The 22233-nt window shown below is 42.4% G+C and carries 22 protein-coding genes; 3 read left to right on the forward strand and 19 right to left on the reverse strand.

Annotated elements, in window-relative coordinates; translation table 11 throughout:
- Positions 1 to 66: 66 nt before the first annotated feature.
- Together FSB73_RS06590 and FSB73_RS06595 are read right to left on the reverse strand one after the other, a co-directional pair.
- Positions 67 to 633, reverse strand: a complete 567-nt coding sequence (locus tag FSB73_RS06590; RefSeq protein WP_146780730.1) for a hypothetical protein — start codon at positions 631 to 633, stop codon at positions 67 to 69.
- Between the two features lie 155 nt (positions 634 to 788).
- Complete coding sequence (locus tag FSB73_RS06595; RefSeq protein ID WP_146780732.1) at positions 789 to 1979, reverse strand: aspartate aminotransferase family protein; 1191 nt, start codon at positions 1977 to 1979, stop codon at positions 789 to 791.
- A gap of 203 nt (positions 1980 to 2182) precedes the next feature.
- Here FSB73_RS06595 and rnhA point away from each other — a divergent pair, with 203 nt between their 5' ends.
- Entirely contained in the window at positions 2183 to 2650 is a 468-nt protein-coding gene (gene rnhA / locus FSB73_RS06600) for a ribonuclease HI (protein ID WP_146780734.1), read from the forward strand.
- 62 nt (positions 2651 to 2712) lie between these two features.
- Here rnhA and rsmI read toward each other — a convergent pair whose 3' ends face one another.
- The 6 genes from rsmI to FSB73_RS06620 form a co-directional block, all read right to left on the reverse strand.
- Positions 2713 to 3378 carry a 16S rRNA (cytidine(1402)-2'-O)-methyltransferase gene (rsmI, locus tag FSB73_RS06605; protein WP_146780736.1) on the reverse strand — a complete coding sequence of 222 codons (666 nt, stop codon included), beginning with the start codon at positions 3376 to 3378 and terminating at the stop codon, positions 2713 to 2715.
- 38 nt (positions 3379 to 3416) lie between these two features.
- A complete protein-coding gene (gene purS, locus FSB73_RS06610; protein ID WP_146780738.1) occupies positions 3417 to 3665 on the reverse strand; it encodes a phosphoribosylformylglycinamidine synthase subunit PurS in 249 nt (82 codons plus the stop codon).
- 95 nt (positions 3666 to 3760) lie between these two features.
- Complete coding sequence (locus FSB73_RS24345; protein ID WP_225974785.1) at positions 3761 to 4009, reverse strand: cupin domain-containing protein; 249 nt, start codon at positions 4007 to 4009, stop codon at positions 3761 to 3763.
- A gap of 11 nt (positions 4010 to 4020) precedes the next feature.
- The gene (locus tag FSB73_RS06615; protein ID WP_225974558.1) at positions 4021 to 4614 is read right to left on the reverse strand and encodes an NUDIX domain-containing protein; all 594 of its coding nucleotides are present in this window, start codon (positions 4612 to 4614) and stop codon (positions 4021 to 4023) included.
- 119 nt (positions 4615 to 4733) lie between these two features.
- Positions 4734 to 5048: a hypothetical protein gene (locus tag FSB73_RS24350; protein ID WP_225974559.1), complete on the reverse strand. Its 315-nt coding sequence runs from the start codon at positions 5046 to 5048 to the stop codon at positions 4734 to 4736.
- Positions 5024 to 5737 (reverse strand): SPFH domain-containing protein, encoded by a 714-nt coding sequence (locus tag FSB73_RS06620; protein ID WP_225974560.1) that lies wholly within the window; start codon positions 5735 to 5737, stop codon positions 5024 to 5026. Before FSB73_RS06620 ends, FSB73_RS24350 begins: the two co-directional genes overlap by 25 nt.
- 35 nt (positions 5738 to 5772) lie before the next feature.
- Between FSB73_RS06620 and FSB73_RS06625 the strand changes: the two genes are divergently transcribed.
- Entirely contained in the window at positions 5773 to 6462 is a 690-nt protein-coding gene (locus tag FSB73_RS06625) for a 2-C-methyl-D-erythritol 4-phosphate cytidylyltransferase (RefSeq protein ID WP_146780740.1), read from the forward strand.
- A gap of 6 nt (positions 6463 to 6468) precedes the next feature.
- Here the strand turns inward: FSB73_RS06625 and FSB73_RS06630 are convergent, their stop codons facing one another.
- The 10 genes from FSB73_RS06630 to FSB73_RS06670 form a co-directional block, all read right to left on the reverse strand.
- Positions 6469 to 7431, reverse strand: a complete 963-nt coding sequence (locus tag FSB73_RS06630) for a hypothetical protein (RefSeq protein ID WP_146780742.1) — start codon at positions 7429 to 7431, stop codon at positions 6469 to 6471.
- Positions 7432 to 7480: 49 nt separating this feature from the next.
- Positions 7481 to 9820: a gluzincin family metallopeptidase gene (locus tag FSB73_RS06635; RefSeq protein WP_146780744.1), complete on the reverse strand. Its 2340-nt coding sequence runs from the start codon at positions 9818 to 9820 to the stop codon at positions 7481 to 7483.
- Positions 9821 to 9874: 54 nt separating this feature from the next.
- Positions 9875 to 11302 carry a sugar transferase gene (locus tag FSB73_RS06640; RefSeq protein ID WP_146780746.1) on the reverse strand — a complete coding sequence of 476 codons (1428 nt, stop codon included), beginning with the start codon at positions 11300 to 11302 and terminating at the stop codon, positions 9875 to 9877.
- Positions 11303 to 11337: 35 nt separating this feature from the next.
- Positions 11338 to 12333, reverse strand: coding sequence for a Gfo/Idh/MocA family protein (locus FSB73_RS06645; RefSeq protein ID WP_146780748.1), 996 nt, complete (start codon positions 12331 to 12333; stop codon positions 11338 to 11340).
- 188 nt (positions 12334 to 12521) lie between these two features.
- Positions 12522 to 14051, reverse strand: a complete 1530-nt coding sequence (locus FSB73_RS06650) for a helicase HerA-like domain-containing protein (RefSeq protein ID WP_146780750.1) — start codon at positions 14049 to 14051, stop codon at positions 12522 to 12524.
- 105 nt (positions 14052 to 14156) lie between these two features.
- Complete coding sequence (gene murI, locus FSB73_RS06655) at positions 14157 to 14984, reverse strand: glutamate racemase (protein ID WP_146780752.1); 828 nt, start codon at positions 14982 to 14984, stop codon at positions 14157 to 14159.
- A gap of 86 nt (positions 14985 to 15070) precedes the next feature.
- A complete protein-coding gene (locus FSB73_RS06660) occupies positions 15071 to 16699 on the reverse strand; it encodes an efflux RND transporter permease subunit (protein ID WP_262712522.1) in 1629 nt (542 codons plus the stop codon).
- On the reverse strand, positions 16693 to 17385 hold the full coding sequence (locus FSB73_RS24355) for an RND transporter family protein (RefSeq protein ID WP_225974561.1): 693 nt from the start codon (positions 17383 to 17385) through the stop codon (positions 16693 to 16695). The genes FSB73_RS06660 and FSB73_RS24355 overlap by 7 nt, the downstream gene beginning before the upstream one ends.
- Positions 17386 to 17535: 150 nt before the next feature.
- On the reverse strand, positions 17536 to 18237 hold the full coding sequence (locus tag FSB73_RS06665; RefSeq protein ID WP_146780754.1) for a hypothetical protein: 702 nt from the start codon (positions 18235 to 18237) through the stop codon (positions 17536 to 17538).
- A gap of 194 nt (positions 18238 to 18431) precedes the next feature.
- On the reverse strand, positions 18432 to 20132 hold the full coding sequence (locus FSB73_RS06670; protein ID WP_146780755.1) for an OmpA family protein: 1701 nt from the start codon (positions 20130 to 20132) through the stop codon (positions 18432 to 18434).
- Between the two features lie 353 nt (positions 20133 to 20485).
- Here FSB73_RS06670 and FSB73_RS06675 point away from each other — a divergent pair, with 353 nt between their 5' ends.
- On the forward strand, positions 20486 to 21448 hold the full coding sequence (locus FSB73_RS06675) for a polyprenyl synthetase family protein (protein WP_158639440.1): 963 nt from the start codon (positions 20486 to 20488) through the stop codon (positions 21446 to 21448).
- Between the two features lie 236 nt (positions 21449 to 21684).
- Here FSB73_RS06675 and FSB73_RS06680 read toward each other — a convergent pair whose 3' ends face one another.
- Positions 21685 to 22155, reverse strand: coding sequence for an acyl-CoA thioesterase (locus FSB73_RS06680; RefSeq protein ID WP_146780757.1), 471 nt, complete (start codon positions 22153 to 22155; stop codon positions 21685 to 21687).
- Positions 22156 to 22233: the final 78 nt, after the last annotated feature.

Consider the following 22233-nt stretch of genomic DNA (forward strand, 5'->3'; position numbering starts at 1 on the left):
TATTTTTTATCATTTGGTCATTATAACCACCCATTGCCCAAAACGCAACTATGTTCAATCCATTGCTTAATAAAGCGGCGTTTGCGGCTCGGCCATATAAGTTTCCACCCAATGCATAAAATCAGAAAATGGACCATGCATCTTATTGGTGGCATCATCCAGCGTAGTATTATGCAAGAGTGAACCTACTTCTAATTCAGCAGGAAGTCTGGTTAAAATCGCCATACGCTGGCTGGTCAAATAGGATTTCACTTCCCTGCCCGTAGCAGCCGGGCCTATCGCATTTTTGATTTCCAGAACCGCCCTTTGAGCGACCGCATAAAGATGCTGGCGGATAATATTGGAAGCACACTCAGTATAATCTACAATCCGCTGTTCCAGCTTTGAGGGATATTTATGAAAGATAACCTCCAGCCAGGTCCTATTCATTTTAGGCATGAGCAACTTTGCGGCATCCTCCTGCTCCCGGGTAAACTGATAAATACCCGCTAAAACAGAACTCACGCAGGCCTGATCCAACTTTTCTGGATGAAATCTGTTTCCAGGCTTATCGGTCTTTTGGTTATTGGGACTTTCTTTTTCTAATCTGGCGAGTGCCAGATGACGTTGTACGGATTCAATAAGATTTGCCATGACGACTAAATTTAGTGTGAAAGCAAAATCGCTACTGTGAAGATACAGTAATTATCCACCTGCCGGTCATAACAAAACGCCAAAACCTAACAATAGATAGTTTTTAACAGAGCGGCAACAGTCATTATAATTTGTTGATTCATAATTATTTATAATTATTTGACACCCGCGTCGTCAATGGCTTTCAGGATTTTATCACAAACGTCCTCCAACTGCTCAACCGTAATGATCAGTGGCGGACCGATACGCAATCCTGAAGGGTTAAATAAAAACCAGTCTGCGATCAGTCCGGCCTTAATACAGGCCGCAATGACCTTTTTATTGGTGTCAAAATCTTTAAATTCCAGGCAGGCCCATAGCCCCGCTGTCCGTATTTTTTTAATGGCCGGATGCTGCAGCCGACGTTTAAGGATCAGTTCTTTTTGATGGACCTCCGCTATATAATTACCATCCAACAGCACTTCCATTGCGGCCATTCCGGCTGCGCAGCTAACGGGGTGCCCCGCAAATGTGCTGATATGCCCCAGAACTGGATTAAAGGTTAACTGCCTCATGTGTTCGCGATCTGCGATAAAAGCACCAAGTGGCATCCCCCCACCCAAGGCTTTGGCTAGCAATAGGATATCTGGTTCAATACCATAGCCTTCAAAGGCAAATAAATGACCTGTTCTGCCAAAACCCGCCTGAATTTCATCCAGCACAAGTAAACTACCGGTCACCGTGCATTTATCCCTGATAGCCTTTATCCAATCCCCATCTGGTCGGATAATGCCTGCCTCTGCCTGCACAGTTTCCATGATAACACAGGCCGTATCCTCATCAATGGCCTTAATAACGGCCGGATCATTATACGGATAATGATATATCCCAGGCAGTAAGGGCCGGAAACTTTGCCTGAAATATTCATCTCCAATCAGACTCAGCGCCCCTTGTGTGGATCCGTGATAGCTATTTTCAAAACATATCATTTTACTGCGTCCCGTCACTCTTTTTGCGAGTTTCATGGCGCCTTCCACGGCTTCTGCACCACTATTTGTAAAAAAAACACTGTTAAGATGCGGGGGCAACAAATCACAAAGCATTTTAGCATAACGCACCTGTGGGGCTTCTATAAACTCCCCATAAACAATCAGGTGCATATATTCCCGGATCTGTTTGTCGATCGCAGCGATCACCTTGGCGTTACTATGGCCAATATTACAAACACTAAATCCCGATATTAAGTCCACATAAGTCTTGCCATTTATATCTTTTTGATAAATACCTTCAGCAGATACCATCTCCAGTGCCATAGGGGCATCAGAGGTCTGTGCGACATGTTGTAAAAATAATTCTCTGTTATTCATGATACAAAATCCACCCGTACTTTGAAGTCCACCTATAGGACGGGCGAACGGTTTATTATAAAATTATATAGCAAAATTACAAATTGTTCCCGGGACTAATGGTCAAGACCTTGGTAAATACTTTGTGTCGGGCACAAACCCGCTATCTATAATTTTTCCCCACTAGATTTCTCTATATAATAATCTGTTATCTTCGCCCGCAAATGGCTGAACTGATTATATATACTGACGGTGCATCGCGTGGTAATCCCGGACCTGGCGGTTATGGGGTTGTAATGATGTTTGGACAACACATCAAAGAATTCTCTGCCGGTTTTAGAAAGACCACCAATAATCGCATGGAACTGCTGGCCGTCATCATCGCCCTGGAATCGCTGACCAAAAAGCAAATTCCGGTAAAAATATTTACAGACAGTAAATACGTGGTAGACAGTGTAGAGAAAAAATGGCTGAACGGCTGGCTGCGGACAAATTTCAGTGGTGGCAAAAAAAACAAGGATCTCTGGATCAGATATGCCGCCATCGCAAAGGAATTTACCGTTAAATTTCACTGGGTAAAGGGCCATGCAGATAACCCTTATAATAACAGGTGTGACCTGCTGGCCACAAGCGCTGCAGACGATAAGGCTAATTTAGGCATTGACAGGGTCTATGAGGCAGAAAATCCCTGACAGTTAGCTGTAATTTATACAAATTAGAAAATTACCGTAAAATATACCACATTTAACGGTGCTTATGCTTTGCCTTGAACAATTAAGACAATCTCGCCCTTTACACCCGTCTTTTCGTAATAGTCGTGTACCTCTTGCAATGTACCCCGCATGGTCTCTTCATATAGCTTTGTAAGCTCTCGTGTAACGCTGCAACAGCGTTCAGCTCCAAAATACAGGGCCATTTCTTTTAAAGTCTTGACCAGTCGCATCGGACTTTCATAAAATACCATCGTCCTGGTCTCTTCTGCCAGTTGCTTCATCAGCGTCTGCCGTCCTTTTTTAAGGGGTAAAAACCCCTCAAAACAAAACCGGTTACAGGGAATGCCACTGTTAACCAGTGCAGGCACGAAGGCCGTGGCACCAGGCAAGGTCTCCACCCGGATACCTGCCTTAGCACAGGCACGAACCAGCAGGAAAGCAGGATCAGAAATCCCGGGTGTTCCTGCATCCGTAATCAGTGCCATTGACTTACCAGCCAGCAATTGATCGACTAATCTGTCCACCACCTTATGTTCATTATGCATATGATAGGACATCGTCGGCTTCTGGATACCATAATGACTGAGCAATTTGCCAGAAGTCCTGGTATCTTCACATAATATCACCTCCACCTGCTGCAGCACTTCAATACTGCGCAGGGTGATATCTTTTAGATTGCCAATGGGTGTGGGTACAATATAAAGCATAAAAACAGGGGTAGATCTCCTAAAATGCCATTGGCATTTTAGCCAATCACCTCAATTTCAAAGTATTCCATAACCGGATTTGCCAATAACTTTGTGGCAGTTGTTTCAGCGATCTGTTTTGCCACCTCTTTGGAACCTGCATCAATTTCCATGGTAATGTGTTTTCCAATACGGATATCCTGTACTTCTTTGATACCCAGATTGTCCAGGCCACCCATAACCGCCTTTCCCTGCGGATCCAGTAAATCTTTTAAAGGCATAACTTTGATCTGTACGTGGTGCGTCATAACTAACAAAATTTTGAAGGGCAAAGGTAACCTAAAAATTTACTATCTGAAAATTGCAACTGCAATAAATATTGTGCCGGGTCCCCTCGATCGCATCATGACGGCTCACGGTGGACCAGGTTTGGAGAAAAAGCGGGCAAACAAACACTCCAATAATCACATGGTTCATCAAAAGGGTTGCTATACCTTACTTTTGCACCTTTTGAGACCCAGATACTTTGTCCGGCTTCCAGTATTAGCTGCTCCCCATTAATTTCCACACACTTTTTGCCTGAACTAATCAGTGTCCATTCATCAAACTGCGGCCATTGGGCCGGCTCTGCCCAACCGGCAGGAGCGACCATATGTGCCACGCTTACCCCTTCCCTTTAGTAGCTGCAATGCCAAAATGCTCTTCAATTAATTTGCCGTCCTCTGTAGGTACGACAAAAGGTGATTTTTGCACAAAATAAGCAGCAGGTTGCGAGCTAAGCGTCTGAGCGGCCACCGGCCGTTGACTAACAATCAATTCCATCACCTTCTGATCAATAGGCAGGGACATGATTTCTGGAGTAACTTTGTCCCAGGTTAACCACCTGAAAGACTCAATGTCCTGTTCAGGATTTTTCTTTTCTGCCCCCTCAAAATCAAAGGGAGCCGTATGTGTTTTAAGACTCATTATAGCTGCATCACTACAATGCACCCAATAATAAATGGAAATAATCTGTTGGTTTGCACTAAAGGCAGACATCTGATAAAAGTCTGTCGTATATAAATGCTGGCCGACTTCTACCTCCAGACCAGTTTCTTCTTTAAATTCTCTTTTCAGGCAGTCTCTGGTACCCTCACCTAGTTCCAGGCCCCCGCCCGGCAGTTTGGTATAAAATGCGCCTTTAATATACTCATCACTGACCAGCAGTTTACCCTGGTGTATAAGTACACCATAGACCCTTACGTTAAATTCATTCATTGCAACTTTTATTGATACGATTTTACCCTACTTAAAATTGATCAGGCTAAACGGGACAGCTCGCAGGATGGCCACCATAAATCCGTTATTAAAAGGACGATATCCATCCTTATTTTTGATTATGGTTGGAGCGGCGGAGGATTCTGGCTATGTCCCTGTGGCCCTTGCTGTTTTTTTGCCGACTGCCATTGTGTACCGGAATGTTGCGGCTCACCATTCATTTGCATCATCGCCATTAATTCTTTCATGGTGCGCTGCATTCCATCTGCACTACCGTCTAAAAATATCATATTGCCTTTGCCATATTCTGCAAAATTCTGAATGGCTTCCGTCCACATACTAAATAAAATGACATTGGTATCCAAATTGGCTTGTTTCATCTGCTCGGCCGCATCGCTCATACCACGCGCTACTTCTTCTCTGAATAAAGCCACCCCTTGGCCCTGAGTCTGGCCGCTTCCCGCTCCGCCTCTGCGGAAATCTTTATGGCATTCCCATCCGCCTCTGCCGCCTTTGTTTTAGTGATCAAAAGGGCCTGACCCTCGTTTTCTGCCGCGGCCTTTAGGTTATTGCTGGCCACGACCTTGCTCATAGATTCCATGATGACTTTATCAAAGGTAATATCATTGATCTGCAGATCTAACAAATGATATCCCCATTCCTCCAGTACCTGATCTACTTCTAGTTTTACGGATCCCACAATGTCGCGGCGCAGGGCTAATATCTCCGCCTGTTTTTTTGTGGCCACATAAGAGCGGACATTGCCTTCTATGGTTCTGACCAGGGCCTGCATCAACTCCCTGTCATTTATAAACTTAAAAGCGACCTTTTGGATGGTTTCCGCATCCGCACTCATTACTGCATAGAGCAGCATGGTTTTAAAATAAACATTGGCCTGATCAGAAGTAACCGCCTGAAACTCCATTTCTATGGAACGGTTCTGAATACTGATTCTCTTATAAATCCGCTCCAAGAGCGGAATTTTAAAGTTCAGGCCAGCCGGCAATATTCGCCTGTATTTGCCGAACATCGTAACCACTGCAATGGTGCCCTGATTCACACTTACTAATCCGCTGAAGATGATAATAATCAGCACGGCTAAAACTACATATAAAGGGATCATCGTATTTTTATGCGAAAGTTAGGTACTTTTGGGTTATGGACAAAATTGCAATCATTGTTGCCGCCGGCGCAGGTACCCGTATGGGGTCAGATCTGCCCAAGCAGTTTCTGCTGCTTGCAGGAAAACCTATTATTTTATACACAATAGAGGCTTTTATTCAGGCAGTGCCCGGCATAAAAATCATTCTGGTATTGCCACAAAATCAGTTGGCGTATTGCAAAACACTGGTTCAAAACCAGGCCTATAAGGATCAGCTGACCTTTACAGCAGGCGGTAATACCAGATTCCAGTCCGTATCTCATGGACTGGCACTCGTCCCGGAAGGCAGCCTGGTGGCCGTCCATGACGGTGTACGCTGCCTGATCACGCCTGATTTGATTAAGCGTTCTTTTGCAGGGGCAGCCAGTAAAGGCTCCGCGATACCTGTCGTACCGGTGTCTGACAGTCTGCGGGCAATTATCCCCCAGGAAGAAGGTCAAACCTCTCATAGTATAGATAGGGAAAATATCCGAATGGTGCAGACCCCGCAGAGCTTTAAATCCACTCTTTTGAAAAAAGCGTTTGCGAGGCCCTATGAAAACAGCTTCACAGATGAGGCTTCCGTGGTAGAGGCGATGGGCCAACCTGTATATTTAATGGAGGGTGACCCGAAAAACATAAAGATCACCCGCCCATTTGACTTAATAGTAGCGGAAGCGGTATTACAACAAAGAGCGCAGGTATAAAAATCACTATATACTTTTTAATAAATTTATAGGCCACGGTAAAGCATTGTACCGATAAACATAATTTGGCTGTTCTTTTGCACCAAAATCCTCTACCCATGCTCTAACAGAAGGTATTGAAGAACCCATAAAATCAAAAACGTACGGCTGTCGCTCAAATAATTGAAAAAATGCATCCACCCCAAATGCCATCGCATTTAACGCCCTGCCATTATTAACTAGCACGCTTAACATTTTATATACTCTGCGATGGTCGATTGCATAAACATCCATCATTTGTATTGTCCCCTCGTTATCAAGAACAGCACACGGGAAAAAATATTTTTGGCCAAAATCTGTCAGCATCAAAACCTCTAAAGCATTTAATGCATGATCCAGATTATAATGATTTCCCATCTTTTCTGCTAGAAAATGCCGATTGACAGCAATCACCTTTCTAACCAAGGTTTCACGATCCATCGAAAGTCTGCCTGGCTCTGAAGTAATGCCTGGCATAACAAAGCATAAATTTGATTTCTTCGCTTTCCTTATTTTTCTTTTAAGTACAGTTGCGTAATCAGACCAAATTTTTTCATAAGTAGTATCCAATGGTAGTAAAAAGTTAGGTTGTTTTATAAGTCGACCTTGACCTTTATGTTTAAAATGTTCAAAATTCTGAAATAAAATGTCATAGTTTGCATCATTAAAAATTAAATCCCCATATTTACATACTCCAATTGCCTTGTTAATAATATTTTGGAAACTAACCTGCTCATCCCCTATCAGACCAAGTTGACGACCAAAAGCAAGACTGGTAAAATAGTGGAATCCATTTTTCTTTTTACAAATTAATGGCATAATAGAAACATAATCTCCAAGGACTACACCATACCATTTTTCAGCCATAGCATTTAAATATTCATAGCTGGCAAAAACATTTCCCTGGTAAAGTCGATTTTTCCCAAAAACCAGCCGATCCCACTTCTGCATATTAATGGATGCATTAGATATAATCTGAATATTTCCCATGAATCTTGTACTAAAAATTAATGTCCTTTTGCAGCCTTTTTGGCAACAACTTACCCAGGCTAATGGAAAAACGAATCCGCTTTGAATAGGTTCCTAAATCTCCCATAGATTTATAGGTATCTCTATAGAACTTGCTATACAATAACGGAAAATAAATGGTCACAGCCTCTTTAAATATACTCACCTGCAGGCCGGCGTCATAGAGAAAACGACCAGCATCAGGGTTTTCTGACCACAAATTGCTATAAGTGCCTAAATCCATAAAAACCCGGACAGGCAATTTAAAAGGCAATACGGAAAACGGGTTGATCCCATCCGGCAAATCCGATGTCAGGTTAATCGCTGCCAGCCAATCATCTGTCTGGCCAATCGGCTCGGTTAAATAAGGGGTAGCCACCTTAAAGAATCCTCCCGTAGTCGTCATCTGTTGACTCATCCACCCCTGATATTCAGATCGGCCTACAAAGTAATCACTATTTGTAAAATCCTGCAACCCGTTTGATCCACTCAGGTTAAAAAAATAATTGCCAAGATTATAACTGCTCAGGATATCTTTTTGTTGCAAATAAAAGAATTTACCCGCAAAACCGCGCAACTGCAATCCCTTTCCCTGGCCGTCATAATTCAGAAAATAGTTCCCAGTAAGTCCTGCCCTTAAAAACTGATCCGTCCCCTGGACTTGCAAGCTCACTGCATAAGGATACAGCGCTCTGTTATTGTTTAGTGCTACATCCAACTCCCCGATTGAAGTAGTCGGACTGATTATTTTTGCTTCTCCGGGCTTCCATATATCTTTTTTAAGGACAAAAGTTTTGGCTTCCAAACGCCACTGTTTTTCAGGTTGATCCGGATCAGGTGACCACTTATAGCGCATGGCAGGCACGATTCTTAACAGGCGCATTTTACCCGCTTCATGGGTTTTACCCGCGGCGTCTATCCAGCTATTATAAGCACTATAAGCATAGCTACTACCGTCCAGACTTATCTGCCAGGCGCTGGAAACATTACGCTTTGTATAACTTAAATGTCCTAACCCACTTAAAGTATGATCACCTGTACTATATAATGGCGCCAATACAAAATTAAATGGCCTAACAGGCAATCCATAATTATGTATCAGCAAACCAGGCATCCACTTATCATAATTATTAAAGCCAATAGCGGGACTCAAGGAAAGATAGCTTTTGGTATCCGCTTCTTTCAGATTAAAAAGAAAAGCCAGATTCACTGGTTTGGTTATTTTGGGAGCATCCCCGTTTCTAGCGGCCCTCATTTGCGCAAAAACACTATCGGGCCTAAGCGGTCTTTTGGCCGCCAAAGGCCCAGGTAAAAGCTTTTGAAAAAAATCATTGGAAGGTCTGACTATTTGGCCACTCTTTGAATCAAAGTAAGGGTGGGCTCCAGTCTCGAGAATAGACGTACTATTATCAGAGGCTTTAACTGCAATGGTAGACCGGGGAGCTACTTGTAAGTCAAAACGCAACTGATCACTTTCGGAGCGCGCAACTATTTCACTGGAACTTTGAGTTGTTCCCGACGTCACCCTATCAGTTGGTCTTTGTAGCTGACCATCCACATACAGTTGCTGATCCCCACCTGTAGTTAGGATGACATGTACCGATGATTGATCTATTTTATAAGACGGATCTAATTGCACAAACCAGTTTTCCAAATAACTCACGCCATCATTATATCCTAAATCCAGTAGTTTTTCAGGCAAATGCAAAGAAAAGGGCGTCTGTAAATTAAGGCTATCTCCCGGTCCTAAGGGTTCAGCTAGCGTTAACAGCAACCTTTCGCGGGTACCCGTGGGATCTGCTACCGCTAATTTATGTTGAGATTTACCATTAATGGCTCCTACACTTATAATATCCAGATCAGATACCCCACCCAACTGGTCAGGCTTTGCAAAATACAGTCTGAGATCACCTGCCTTTAGCAACGCTTCACAAAGCACTGTACTATCACTGCTATAACTGTTCGGATATATATACAACCAGAGATGCGTCAAACTCGCATTACCTGTATTCACCAAATGGATTTGCTCCATTGCTTCAATCACCTTTCCGGCCGGTCTTTTGTCATTACTTGCAATGGGCTCATTTGCAGGATCTAAAGCCGCATATATCACATAATGAACCTCCAGGGAGACTTGATTCCGATCGGCCCTTACTGCCGTCTTTGTTTCCTTTAGGCTTTGCCCCAAAGAAACAACTGGGCATGTCATTATAAGGCTGAGCATCATTATTATCAGCATAGCCAGACTCCCCACCATTTTACCTGCAACGGAAATATGCCTTTTTATCTGGATATGCATGGTTGTGAACAAAGCATTTTTAACAGTATTCATGTAGAAATTTTCTTTCCAGTAAAGTAAATAAACGCTCAATTAAGTGGCACAGTATTACTTTCCCTGCCCTAAAAATATAATTTTCAGTGTATGTAATATAATCTTAAAATCTATCAGCAAAGAGGCATTTTCTATATACATCAGATCGTATTGCATCCTTTCCATCATTTCCTGGATACTGGAAGCGTATCCAAACCTGACCATTCCCCAGGATGTCAACCCTGGCTTTACTTTCAGCAGATACTTATAATACCGGTTATGCTCCATGATTTGATCAATAAAATACGCTCTTTCCGGACGGGGGCCTACCAGGCTCATTTCTCCTTTGAGGACATTCCAGAATTGAGGCAGCTCATCCAGGCGCCAGCGGCGCATGACTTTCCCCCAGGAAGTAATGCGGAGATCATCGTCATAAGAGAGTTGTGGCCCATCTTTCTCCGCAGATGGTACCATGGATCTAAACTTATATATTTTAAAAGGCTTTCCTTTAAAACCAATTCTTTCCTGTGAATAAATGATCGAACCTTTGCCTGAAAAATAGGTTCGTAACGCCACAAACAAGATCACCGGACTTAATAAAATGATACCCAACACTGAAAATACTTTATCCATAACCATTTTCAGGTTATACTGCCAGTCCACCATGACCGTCGTATTAATCGTAATAAAAGGTGCATTCAAAACATTAGAAGTCTTTACTGCGCCTTTAATGATATCCATATCTTCCGCCACTATCCGAATTAAGACATCATGTTCACTTAAGATACTGATGAGTGGTTGCATCACCTGAATCTCATCTTCCTCCAGGGCAACAATTACCTGATCGACCTGATTGGATTTCATCACCAGGCTCAGGTCTTCCACCATACCCAATTTTTTGATCCTGGTCTCCAGGGTGGCCGTAACCGGCGAACTTGCAAAGCTGGTGGTTAAAAATCCCACAATCCGGTAGCCTAGATTCTTGTAATAATCTTCCACAGAATAAAAGGCCTTCAGGGCCTTAAACCGATTCCCAATAAGCAGCGTCCTGAAAGAAAACTCCCCCACTTTCATCTTTTGCTTGGCCCAGCGCAGTTGCATCACTCTTAGAAAAAAAGTAAGCCCCATCTGCATCCACCAGTACAAAAAGAAAATCTTAAAATGATAGCCATAATCCTCCTTATCACGTAAAAAAAGTAGAAAGAAAATGACCAGACATCCAAAAAGGGTCTGAAATAAAGTAATGAAAAACTCGTTTAAACGGGACTTTTCAAAAATAGAATAGCGGTAAGCTCCCGTAATCGTAAAAAGCAGGATCCAGAAGGCAAAAACAGCGGCAGATTTAATGAGCGCCACGGTGCTTAAGAGGCCATGATGGCTGGAATGTAATTGTGTCGAACGCACCTGAGCTATTAAAATCCATACCAGTATAATGGATAAGAAATCTAATAGAAAATAATAGGTTTTGGCTCTGTTCTTTAATATTAGGGCTTTCTCATTCATGCATCAATATAGGTTATGCACGACCGAGCAAATTATTACCGGGGTGCAATAGCGTTGTTTTTACCAATCTTTTCCAGGATCTTATGAGCGACCTCCATAGCCAGATAGCCATCTATTTCACTCACAATAACTGGTTTACCGTTTTCAATTGAACTAATAAACGCTGAAAGCTCTTCTTTTATTGCATTCGTTTCCATGATTTTGGGGTTCGCTATGGCAATGGTCTTTTTCTTCCCTTCCGCCACATCAATATCAAAACTAAAGGCATCCTGGTCAGCCTCACCTTTCATTTTAATGATTTCCGTCTTTTTTTCCATAAAATCAATGCCGATATAGGCATCCTTTTGAAAAAGACGGATTTTGCGCATTTTTTTCATACTGATCCGGCTGGCCGTCAAATTGGCCACACAACCATTATTAAACTCAATACGTACATTAGCAATGTCAGGTGTATCTGTCAAAACACAGACCCCGCTAGCAGAAATATGCTTCACATCACTTTTAACCAGACTCAAAATAATATCCAGATCATGGATCATCAGATCCATGATAACACTGACTTCGGTTCCTCTGGGGTTAAACTGCGCCAGTCGGTGCACTTCGATAAACATCGGGTTCTGACTGTATTTACGGGCCGCCACAAAGGCAGGGTTAAAACGCTCTACATGACCCACCTGGACCTTAACATTGGCCTCCTTGATCATCTCAATTAAGCGTTTACCTTCTTCCAGGGTATAGGCCAGGGGCTTTTCCACAAATACATGTTTGCCATTTTTGATGGCCAGCTCACACATTTCAAAATGGAAATTAGTCGGCGTTACAATATCCGCAATATCAATTGCCTCAATCAGTGACTGAGCCGACTCGAACCTTTTAAGGCCATATTTTTCAACAACCGCCGCTGAGATCTGGTCACTGGGATCATAAAAACCGACCAGCTCAGCTTTGTCCAGTTCCAGCCAATTATTAATATGAAACTTTCCTAAATGCCCCGCACCAAAAACACCTACTCTAAACCTATTGTTATACATAATCTTAAAAAAAATATAATAATTGCAATACCCGCCAAAATAATGACCGCTGGCATTTATGCTCTACGCCGGCACTCAGTTTTTCAGCACTATTTCGCCAGATCCATCTCAGCTAAGTCGAATAAACTACGTTTGCAACAATTGCTGTTCAACGCACCGTTTTGCCCCAAATATAAACCAAGGATAATTTATTTTCTACGCTTGCCACCTAAGCCGAGTGCGCCCAAAATACTTCGGGTAATATAACCGGTAATAGTCACCGCCGCGGTTCTGGCAGCGGACTTCACAATTGGGTTACTGAAAAAGCCTCCGTCCTGCTTCTTTGTTTGTTTTTGTGCACTTTGATCTGAAGACTGCTGGGCCGCATGTGCCAGTTTGTCTGTCAGGATTTCATAGGCACTTTTCTCATCCACCACCTGGTCATATTTAGCAACCAGCTTACTGCCTGCCACCACCTTTTCAATCTCTTCAGCGCTCAAAATATCCATCCGGCTCCTGGGGGAGCAAAGCAATGTATGGACCAGCGGAGTCGGGATCCCTTTTTCATTCAGCATGGTCACCAGCGCCTCACCGATCCCCATTTGAGTTAGTAGTTCATCTGTTTTATAAAATGGCGTCTCAGGGAAGTTTTCTGCGGCTGTCTTAATTGCCTTTCTGTCCTTAGCCGTAAAAGCGCGCAGTGCATGCTGTATTTTTAGTCCCAGCTGGCTTAAGATGGGCGCCGGTACATCCTGCGGGTTTTGCGTACAAAAGAATATACCGATCCCTTTGGAGCGAATAAGTTTGATGACTGTCTCTATTTTTTCCTGCAAGGCATCTGTGGCTTCCTGAAAGAGCAAATGCGCTTCATCAATAAATAAGACTAGTTTTGGCAAATCCAGATCACCCTCTTCCGGGCTGCTGGCGTACAGCTCATCCAGCATTTGCAACATAAAGGTTGAAAATAGCTTTGGACGGTCCTGTAAATCAGTAACGCGTAATATATTGATCATTCCTTTCCCATCGCTGGTCGTCCGCATCAGATCAGCGACCTCAAAACTGGGTTCATCAAAAAAAACATCGGCCCCCTGCCCCTGGAGTTCAATTACTTTTCTAAGGATCGTACCAGTAGAAGAAGTAGAAATCTTCCCATATGATTTTTCTATTTCATCTTTCCCTTCATCACTCACATATTGCAAGAGTTTGATCAGATCTTTGAGTCCAACCAGTGGCAGTTTCTGATCATCCGCATATTTGAAAATTACGGCCACCAGAGAGCTTTGCGTCTCATTTAAATCCAGAATCTTACTAATCAGGATCGGCCCGAATTCACTGACCGTGGCGCGCAGACGCACCCCCTTTTCATGACTCAGGGTTAAAAGCTCTACAGGAAAGGCTTTAGGCGTATAATCCAGGTCCAATAACTGATAGCGTTGTTTGATCTTATCATTGGCAGTCCCGGCCGCCGCCAGTCCGCTTAAATCGCCTTTAATATCCATCAGCAATACCGGTACCCCGGCATCACTTAAAAATTCACTGATAGTTTGCAGGGTTTTGGTTTTACCCGTGCCGGTTGCGCCCGCAATAAGGCCGTGGCGGTTCATCATTTTCAAATAAAGATTTACGTTGGCCCCGGGGACAGCCTTACCGTCAAGCATCCCTACCCCTATTTTTACCGAGGCTCCCTTAAACTGATAACCTCCAATAATAGTCTCTATAAATTGGTCCGTACCTGCCATATTTCTTACAATTGATGTATATAAATAATATAATTTTCACTGCTTCCTGCCCGCATGAACCTAATTTGGGGCGCAGCACTTTTAGCTAATTTGCTGTAAAACCACTTACAATTTATGAACCTGCGTTGCATTTACTTCCGCTCCAAAAAATCTTGCTGCCTGCTGATTAAAAGTCGTAGCCTGCTCCGTAGTATAAAAAGAAAGTGCTCCTTCCTGTGTAATACGCTCACTGATTTCCGGATGGCGGTTCAGATAGTCAAACAGACTATCTGCCACGATTTTCCCTTGTGTAACGACCTGGATATCCACTGGCATATATTCCTTTATTTTTGTTTCCAGCAGTGGATAATGCGTGCAGGCTAGTAATACCGTATCGATCTGGGCATCTTTTTTCAGTAAGAGATCTATGTATTTTTTAATAAAATAGTTGGTTCCCGGACTATCCTGCTCTCCATATTCTACTAACGGAACCCAGATAGGGCAGGCCTGTTGCTCTATTTTTACCTCGGGAAAGAATTTTTTGATCTCCAGAATATAAGACTGTGATTCTACCGTACCCTGGGTAGCGAGTATGCCAATATTACCTCCTTCGCTCATATCGCCGATGACTTCGCTGGTTGGTCGGACAATACCTAATACGCGATTTTGTGGGGCGAGACCTGGCAGATCCTTTTGTTGGATGGTTCGCAGCGCCTTGGCAGAAGCTGTGTTACATGCCAGAATAACCAGCGGGCAGCCCTGGTCAAAAAACCATTTAACTGCCTCCAGAGTATATTCATAAATGGTCTCAAAACTTCTGGAGCCATAGGGAGCTCTTGCATTGTCACCCAGATAGATATAGTCATAGTCAGGCAAAGAAGTCCTTATCTGGCGTAAAATCGTCAGACCACCATAACCAGAGTCAAAAACGCCTATCGGATGACTTGTTTGCATAAATCAAATATAGTCAGAACAAGGGATATCCTGCAAGTATAATTATGCACACCTGTTTGATTGACTGCTCAAACAGCGTTGCAGGCTTATTTTGCTTTATTCACCTTCCTTCTAGCCCCCTTGCCCGATAACGACTTTATCAGTACCGGCAGTAATACAAGATTGGTGAAGGTGGCCACTGCCAGCGTTAAAGAGGTCAGCCAACCAAGGCTCTCGGTTCCGGCAAACTGACTGAATATAAATATAATAAATCCCGCCACCAGAACCAGGGAGGTATAAATAATACTAATACCCGTATGGGTAATGGTTTGTTTCAGGGTTGCATCCACATCATTATTTAAATGAGGCAATTCCTGTTTATAGTTAATTAAAAACCGGATGGTCACATCTATGGCAATACCCAGTGCCACACTAAAAACCAGTACAGTGGACGGTTTTATAGAAATACCCAACCAGCCCATAACGCCTGCGGTGACAATTAAAGGGATAACATTGGGAATCAAAGAACAAAACAGCATCCTTGTAGATTTAAACAAGTAAAGCATTGCCAGGGCAATCAGTATAAAAGCCCAGAAAATACTTTCTCCCAACCCTTCTACAATATAGGTCGACCCTTCCAAAAAGGTAACTGTTGACCCCGTAAATGTAACCTTATAATGCGCGGAATCGAAGATCTTATCTGCCTCATGCCTAAAACTATCTAGTAAAACCGGTAGTTTGGTCGTACCAACATCTTTCATATTAACACTGATCCTGGCTACCTGCTTGTTGGAGTCAATAAAGCGGCTGACCATGGAGCTGAGCGCGCTATTACTGGATGCCACATCTTTAGACTGTTTACTGATGCCTTTAATATAATTGCCCATAAAAGGCACTTCAAATTGGGTAAGTATCCCATAATAAGAGCTGTCACCCTCATAGAAAGCCTGACGGGCAAATTTTAATGCATTTACAAAAGAAAGCGGCTTGGCTACATCCGGTTGCCTCTCTAAATAGCCAGAGAACCGATCAATCTTACCGATCGTATTCAGGTTGCGAAATAAGCCGTTTTTCTTCTTACTATCTACAACAATCTCCAGGGGCATTACTCCGTTGAAATTCTGCTCAAACCATTTTAAATCAGTATAAATTTTATCAGAATGTGGCAGATCATCTACCACATGGGAGACTGTTTTCATTCGCAGTGTGCCTATAACAGCTACAACTAGCAGTACAATTGTGATCCCATACACATATTTTACATGATAAAAGGCCCATTTTTCAATTTTGATTAGTACCCGTGTCAGATATTTATTATCCAGATACCGCATGTGGATTGGTTTGGGTGCCGCAAGCATACTGAGTACCGCTGGAATAAAGATCAAGGAGATAATAAATAACACCATGATATTTATCCCGGCCACGACCCCAAATTCTTTTAATAGATCACTACTGGTAAAAGCAAATACGGCAAAACCAATGGCAGCAGCAATATTACAAAACAGCGTCACAATACCCATTTTGCCCACCATCATTATAATGGATTGGTATTTATTGCCTTTCTCCTTATAGACACTGTGGTATTTATTAAAAAAGTAAATACAGTTTGGTATCCCGATCACCACAATCAAAGGCGGTATAAGCGCTGTCAACAAAGTGATCTTATAGCCCAGCAGTACCATGGTGCCCACGCTAAATATCACCCCCATTGCCACAACAGCCAGACTCATCAGCATGGCACTAATGGATCTAAAAAAAGTAATAGTGTAATAGCCGACAGTATAAAAGATCCCAGTAAGAAATAATTAAGCTCGTGAGCGATTTTGTCACCTACCGTCGTTCGGATATAAGGCAGTCCGCTGACATGCACTTTTATACCCGAAGTTTTCTCAAATGCTTCAATGGGAGCCATAATCCCATTAATAATATGCGTTCTTTCCTTACTATTAATCAAGGTATCATTCAGCGATACGGCAATCAGATAAGCCTGGTTTTGCTTGTTATAGAGTAGTCCCTGGTAAAAAGGCAGATTTAGAAACTCGGCAGTATTACTATCCAGGGCATTTTGATCCGTATAAGGTGCATGGAATATTACTTCCGGCTGAAATTTTTCAAGGCTGTCCATTTTAATCAGATCTACCGCTGTAGGGACGCTTAATATCCCTGTCACACCTTTGGCTGCTTTGATATTTTTTTGCAGCTCAGCTACCTGATTAAAAGTTGCTGTATCGAAGAACTTTTCCGAATGAATCCCAACGACAACCGTATTACCATCCCTGCCAAAGGTCTTTAAGAACTGCTGGTAATCCTTGTATTTTTGATTATCTACGGGAATGGCTTTTGAGAATTCATAGCTCATTTTTATATCCTTTGCCAAATACCCCATAAAAAGGGTAGCCAAGGCCAGTAAGGATAAAAGCAAAATGCGCCTTTTTATAATCCACTTCCCGAGTCTATACCACATAGTGTACTAATTAAATTCAATAATGTTGGTTGGGCCTGCTACAAACAGCAGCGGGCGTAAAGTTCGCTAACAATTCCCATAAATGTCCCATTTTATCTCAGCAAATCCTTATTTAAATTTCTTGAGTTTAGCATTGATATAATAGAGCAAATCCACCTGCCTGGTATGGCTTCGCAGCCAATTATAAGAAGGCCGGTATTTTCGCATAAAGCGTTGTAGTTTTTCCCCTTTAAACCCCGTATAACTGTGCACAAGGATGGAATTAAACCGAAAATCTATATACTTATCCTCCTCTACATCTTTAAAGAGCTTAAAGGCTCTTTTCTTGTTTTTTTCCTTATGGCTGAAGATCCTGTCCAGACTAATGCCCAGCCCTGCTCCTGAATTTGCATTATCAAAAAGTGGCTTCGCGTATCCAATCACTTCCTCAAAATATTTTCGCCGATCTGCACTATCAGCCTGGTAATCTGCGTAGCCATAGGAGGAAACTGTTACACTTTCCAGTTCATGGGTCTTAGGCACCATAATAATCCGTAAGGTGTCAATCAAAACACCCTGAGTAAGCGCCACTTTTTGTGTAAAATAGCCCACTCTAAGGAAAGTAAGGGTATCGCCCATAGAAGCCTTAACGACGAATAAACCGCTGCTATTCGTATAATCACTGGTATCTCCCCTATTGCCGGATACATGCACATCCTGAATGGGCAATTCGGTTAAACTGTCCTTTATATAACCATAAATATAAGCCTCTTGAGCCTTGGAGCTGAAGGATAACAAACAGACAGTCAATATCAGCAATAATTTATACATAAGAAGTATTTATTCATTGTAAAAATACTCAATCCTTAACAAATCCCCTTAAAAACAGTTTTAATTGTCTCATAAGGTTTGTGAAATTCCTAAGTATTAAGACACTGTCAACTCCAAACCCTATATGTACACGCAAAAAAGAGCCACTCGATGTGAGTGGCTCTCTTTATATTTTCAATTAAATAGCTGCGCTATTATTTTTGAAGATTTGGATGTGGAGCTGGAACTGTAGAAGGACCAGATTCAGTAGTTGGCTGAAGATCTACAGTGTTTGCATCACCATCGTAACCATAAGTGAAGATGATACGACCTTCAGAGATACCTTGCTGTTCGATCAGGAAGTTCTTAACAGCGTTTACTCTATCCCAGCTTAACTGTTGAGCACGTTTGTTAGAAGCACCGTAACCAACAATTTTCACTTTACAATTAGGATTAGAATTCAACTGAGCAGCTGCAGAAGATAATGCTGATTTAGCAGCGTCATCTAATTTGATGCTAGATTTGTTGAAGTGTACGCTTGGTAAGCTTGTGATAGCACATTCTGCAGCAACCGGCTGAGCGGCTAATTTATCACGAAGCTCTTGGCAACAAGCTGGTTCTGGTTCAGTACCAACACCATCAGCATCAACTGGGAACCAAGACTGAGGAGTCAGCACTTGTTTGTCTCTGCAATCAGGTACACCGTCACCATCTGTATCCAGTGAACGACCGTGTGTATCAACTGCACAACCTGCTGGAGTGTTAGGTTCTTGGTCGAACTGATCAGTAATACCATCGCCATCAGCATCAGGTAATACATCACGTGTAGCTAACTTGTTGTACACGTAGTTGTTTGGATTAACCCACCACAGTGGTTCAATTCTCTTATCGCTGTTACCCAGGTTGAAGTTGAAACGAACTTGAGTAGAGCTTAAAGTTGTGTTACGACCTTCGCGGCTCAGGTGTAAACCAGAAAGTACATCTGAATTGCTGAAGAACATAGTGAACTTCTGTTCGATACCGATATTGAATCTAGGAGAAACTTTGAAAGCCACACCGATACCAGCGTCTAAACCGTGACGGTTGATGGTTTCATCAGATCCAACAACATCATCTCTTTTGCTGTCTAAACCCGCAGTTTCATATTGTCTGCTGTTATCGTTTTTACCTTTAACATCCAGGATACCGTTAGACTGGTTGTTTTCCAGTTGTTGTTTAGCGGCATCTTTGATGTCTTTTCTAGAGCCACTAGGCAGGTTCCATGTATAAGCGTTACCACTTGCATCCAGTGCGTTGATTGCTACGTTAGCCATGTTAAAGCTATAACCCACTAAAGCATAGAAGCTAGTTTTAGGGTTACCACGATAGTTGCTGATAGAATTAAGATCAGCGATCAAGTCTAAGGAAGCCTGCTGGATAAAAGTCTTGTAGTTTGCCAGGTAAGTGTTTCCTGTGCCATACATATTTTTAATAGTACTAGGAAGCGTTGCATCAGCAACTGGGCGCAGACGATAGTCCAGACCAAAGTTGTTAGATGCTCCATAACCTAACCTTAAAGAGAACGTATGACTTAAAGCTTTTCTCAAAGAGATGCTTGCACCATACCCAAAACGAGGGTCAATTGCGGTGAACATGAAAGAGGGTCCAAGACCGATACCCAGTTCCATCATGTTACGTGGTTTTGCCGGATAAGGGTTGGTGTGGTTTAAGAAACCATTCTGCTGATCTTCTTTGGTAACGCGCACTTTGTTAGTGCCATCGTAGATCCATGAATCGTCAGCATTGGTGCCGGCAGAGATGCTGGTACCCTGAGTGCTCACAGACTCGCTAGTAGTTGTACTGGTGTCTTGAGCAAAAGCTGCTGTCGAGATAAGGCCTAAAAGACCTAACATCATCGTGTACTTTTTGCTTGCCATAAATTGAGATTTAATTTTTTATTTAATGCTTCCAATGAATATTCGAGGGCAAAAATAGTAATAGTAATTGAAATAGCAAATATTTATTACATTTAATTCTTTAATTGTTTACTAAATATAAGTAAATTCCGCCTCCAAAGACCCTTTATATTTTATACGAATTTCATTCTTATCCATATTTACATATATCGTGCCAAACCAAACCTTCAAACCCTATAAATTAAATTTATTACTTATCTGGTTTTAGCTGATATAAAACGTTGAATAGACTATCCTGCTAACGAAAAGTTTATTTTTCCCTTTAAATTTTATAATACTACCTTAGCGAGCGTATTTGACACGTATTTTAGTTAGTGAAAAAAGCAAATCAACTCATCGCATCAGAACTCAGGGAGTTTGAGCGTCATTTTAAGGTAGCCGTTAAAAGCAAAGTCCCTTTGCTTGACCGAATTATGCAGTATATTGTCAAACGCAAGGGCAAGCAACTGCGTCCTATGTTCGTTATGCTGAGTGCCAGATTAGGAGGGGCAGTCAACGATAAGACTTATCGGGCAGCCTCCCTGGTGGAACTACTGCATACCGCGACCCTGGTACATGATGATGTGGTGGATGATGCTGCTGAGCGTAGGGGTTTCTTTTCCATTAATGCGCTCTGGAAAAACAAGGTCGCCGTGCTGGTCGGGGACTATCTGCTATCCAAAGGTTTGCTTTTATCCATTAATAACGGTGATTTCAGGATTTTGCAAATCCTGTCTACTGCTGTTAAACAAATGAGTGAAGGCGAGCTCCTTCAAATAGAAAAAGCGCGCAACCTGAACCTGGATGAGGAGGTATATTATGATATTATCAAAGGCAAGACAGCCTCTCTGCTCTCTTCCGCCTGCGGTGCCGGGGCCTCTTCCACCTTTGAAAAGGAGGAAGATATCCAAAGATTGGAACAATTCGGGGAAAAAGTAGGCATGGCCTTCCAGATAAAAGACGATCTTTTTGATTATGGTTCCGCTAATATTGGCAAACCGACCGGCAATGACATAAAGGAAAAAAAGCTCACTTTACCGCTCATATATACCCTTAATAACACTTCGTCCGATGTGCGCCGGAAGATAATTTACATTGTCAAGAACCAAAATACACGCAAAGAAAAGGTTCAATACGTTATCGACACAGTCAGGCAAGCAGGTGGCATCGACTATGCCACCGAAAAAATGATCCAATTCAGAGATGAAGCATTAGAACTGCTGTTCCATTATCCCCAATCAGAGGTCCGAGATGCGCTGGAGGAACTGGTTAGGTATACGACAGACCGAAAATACTAACTCTACCTCGCTCAGAGTTTTTGTTTTAATGCACCCCATTCAATTATCCCCTATAACAATATATTGCTAAGCATGGGCGCCTACGTGACCGGGGCAAATCCATCCCTTTATAAGCCGTTTTGGCGCAAATTCTGCCAATAAAAGATAATCATGCAAGCGTAAATCTGTCAGAAATTTGTCGCAATCAAAATATCACACCCTAATTTGCGACATAATATCAGCCTATTCCGGCAAAATTAAGCTTTAGGCTTTGCCTTGCTAGTAATTGGCTGCAATTTGCTTTCAGCCTTGTCTGCTTGATCGTAAAATGGCGCTAATTTGCTCCTTAAGGTCTTAGGAATGGAGATTTTTTTCCAGCTGGCTTTGTCTAAAAAATATAATTTGATCTTACCTGTGGTCAATAACTTTTTCCGCTCATTAAAGATTTCACAGTCAAAAATAATCTCATGCGCAACGGGCAACTCGCGAATAGTGGTCACAATGGTCAACTCTTCATCATAAAGGGCTGATCGGAGAAATCTTGTTTCCATAGAGACCACCGGCATGGCCACCCCTTCTTCTTCCATTTGTTTATAACTATACCCTAATTGACGGATGGCCTCTACCCTACCCACTTCAAAATACTGCGCATAATTTCCATAATATACCACACCCATCTGGTCCGTCTCAGCATACCGAACCCTTATTGTCGTTGTCGATTGATACATACGTTACATTATTTTGCTAAACAGGAATGCTTGAAGAAAGCAAATATTACCCAAAAAATCCACTCCATCGGTTATTCC

Origin of the sequence: Arachidicoccus ginsenosidivorans, from assembly GCF_007971385.1 — a bacterium.
GTDB lineage: Bacteria > Bacteroidota > Bacteroidia > Chitinophagales > Chitinophagaceae > Arachidicoccus > Arachidicoccus ginsenosidivorans.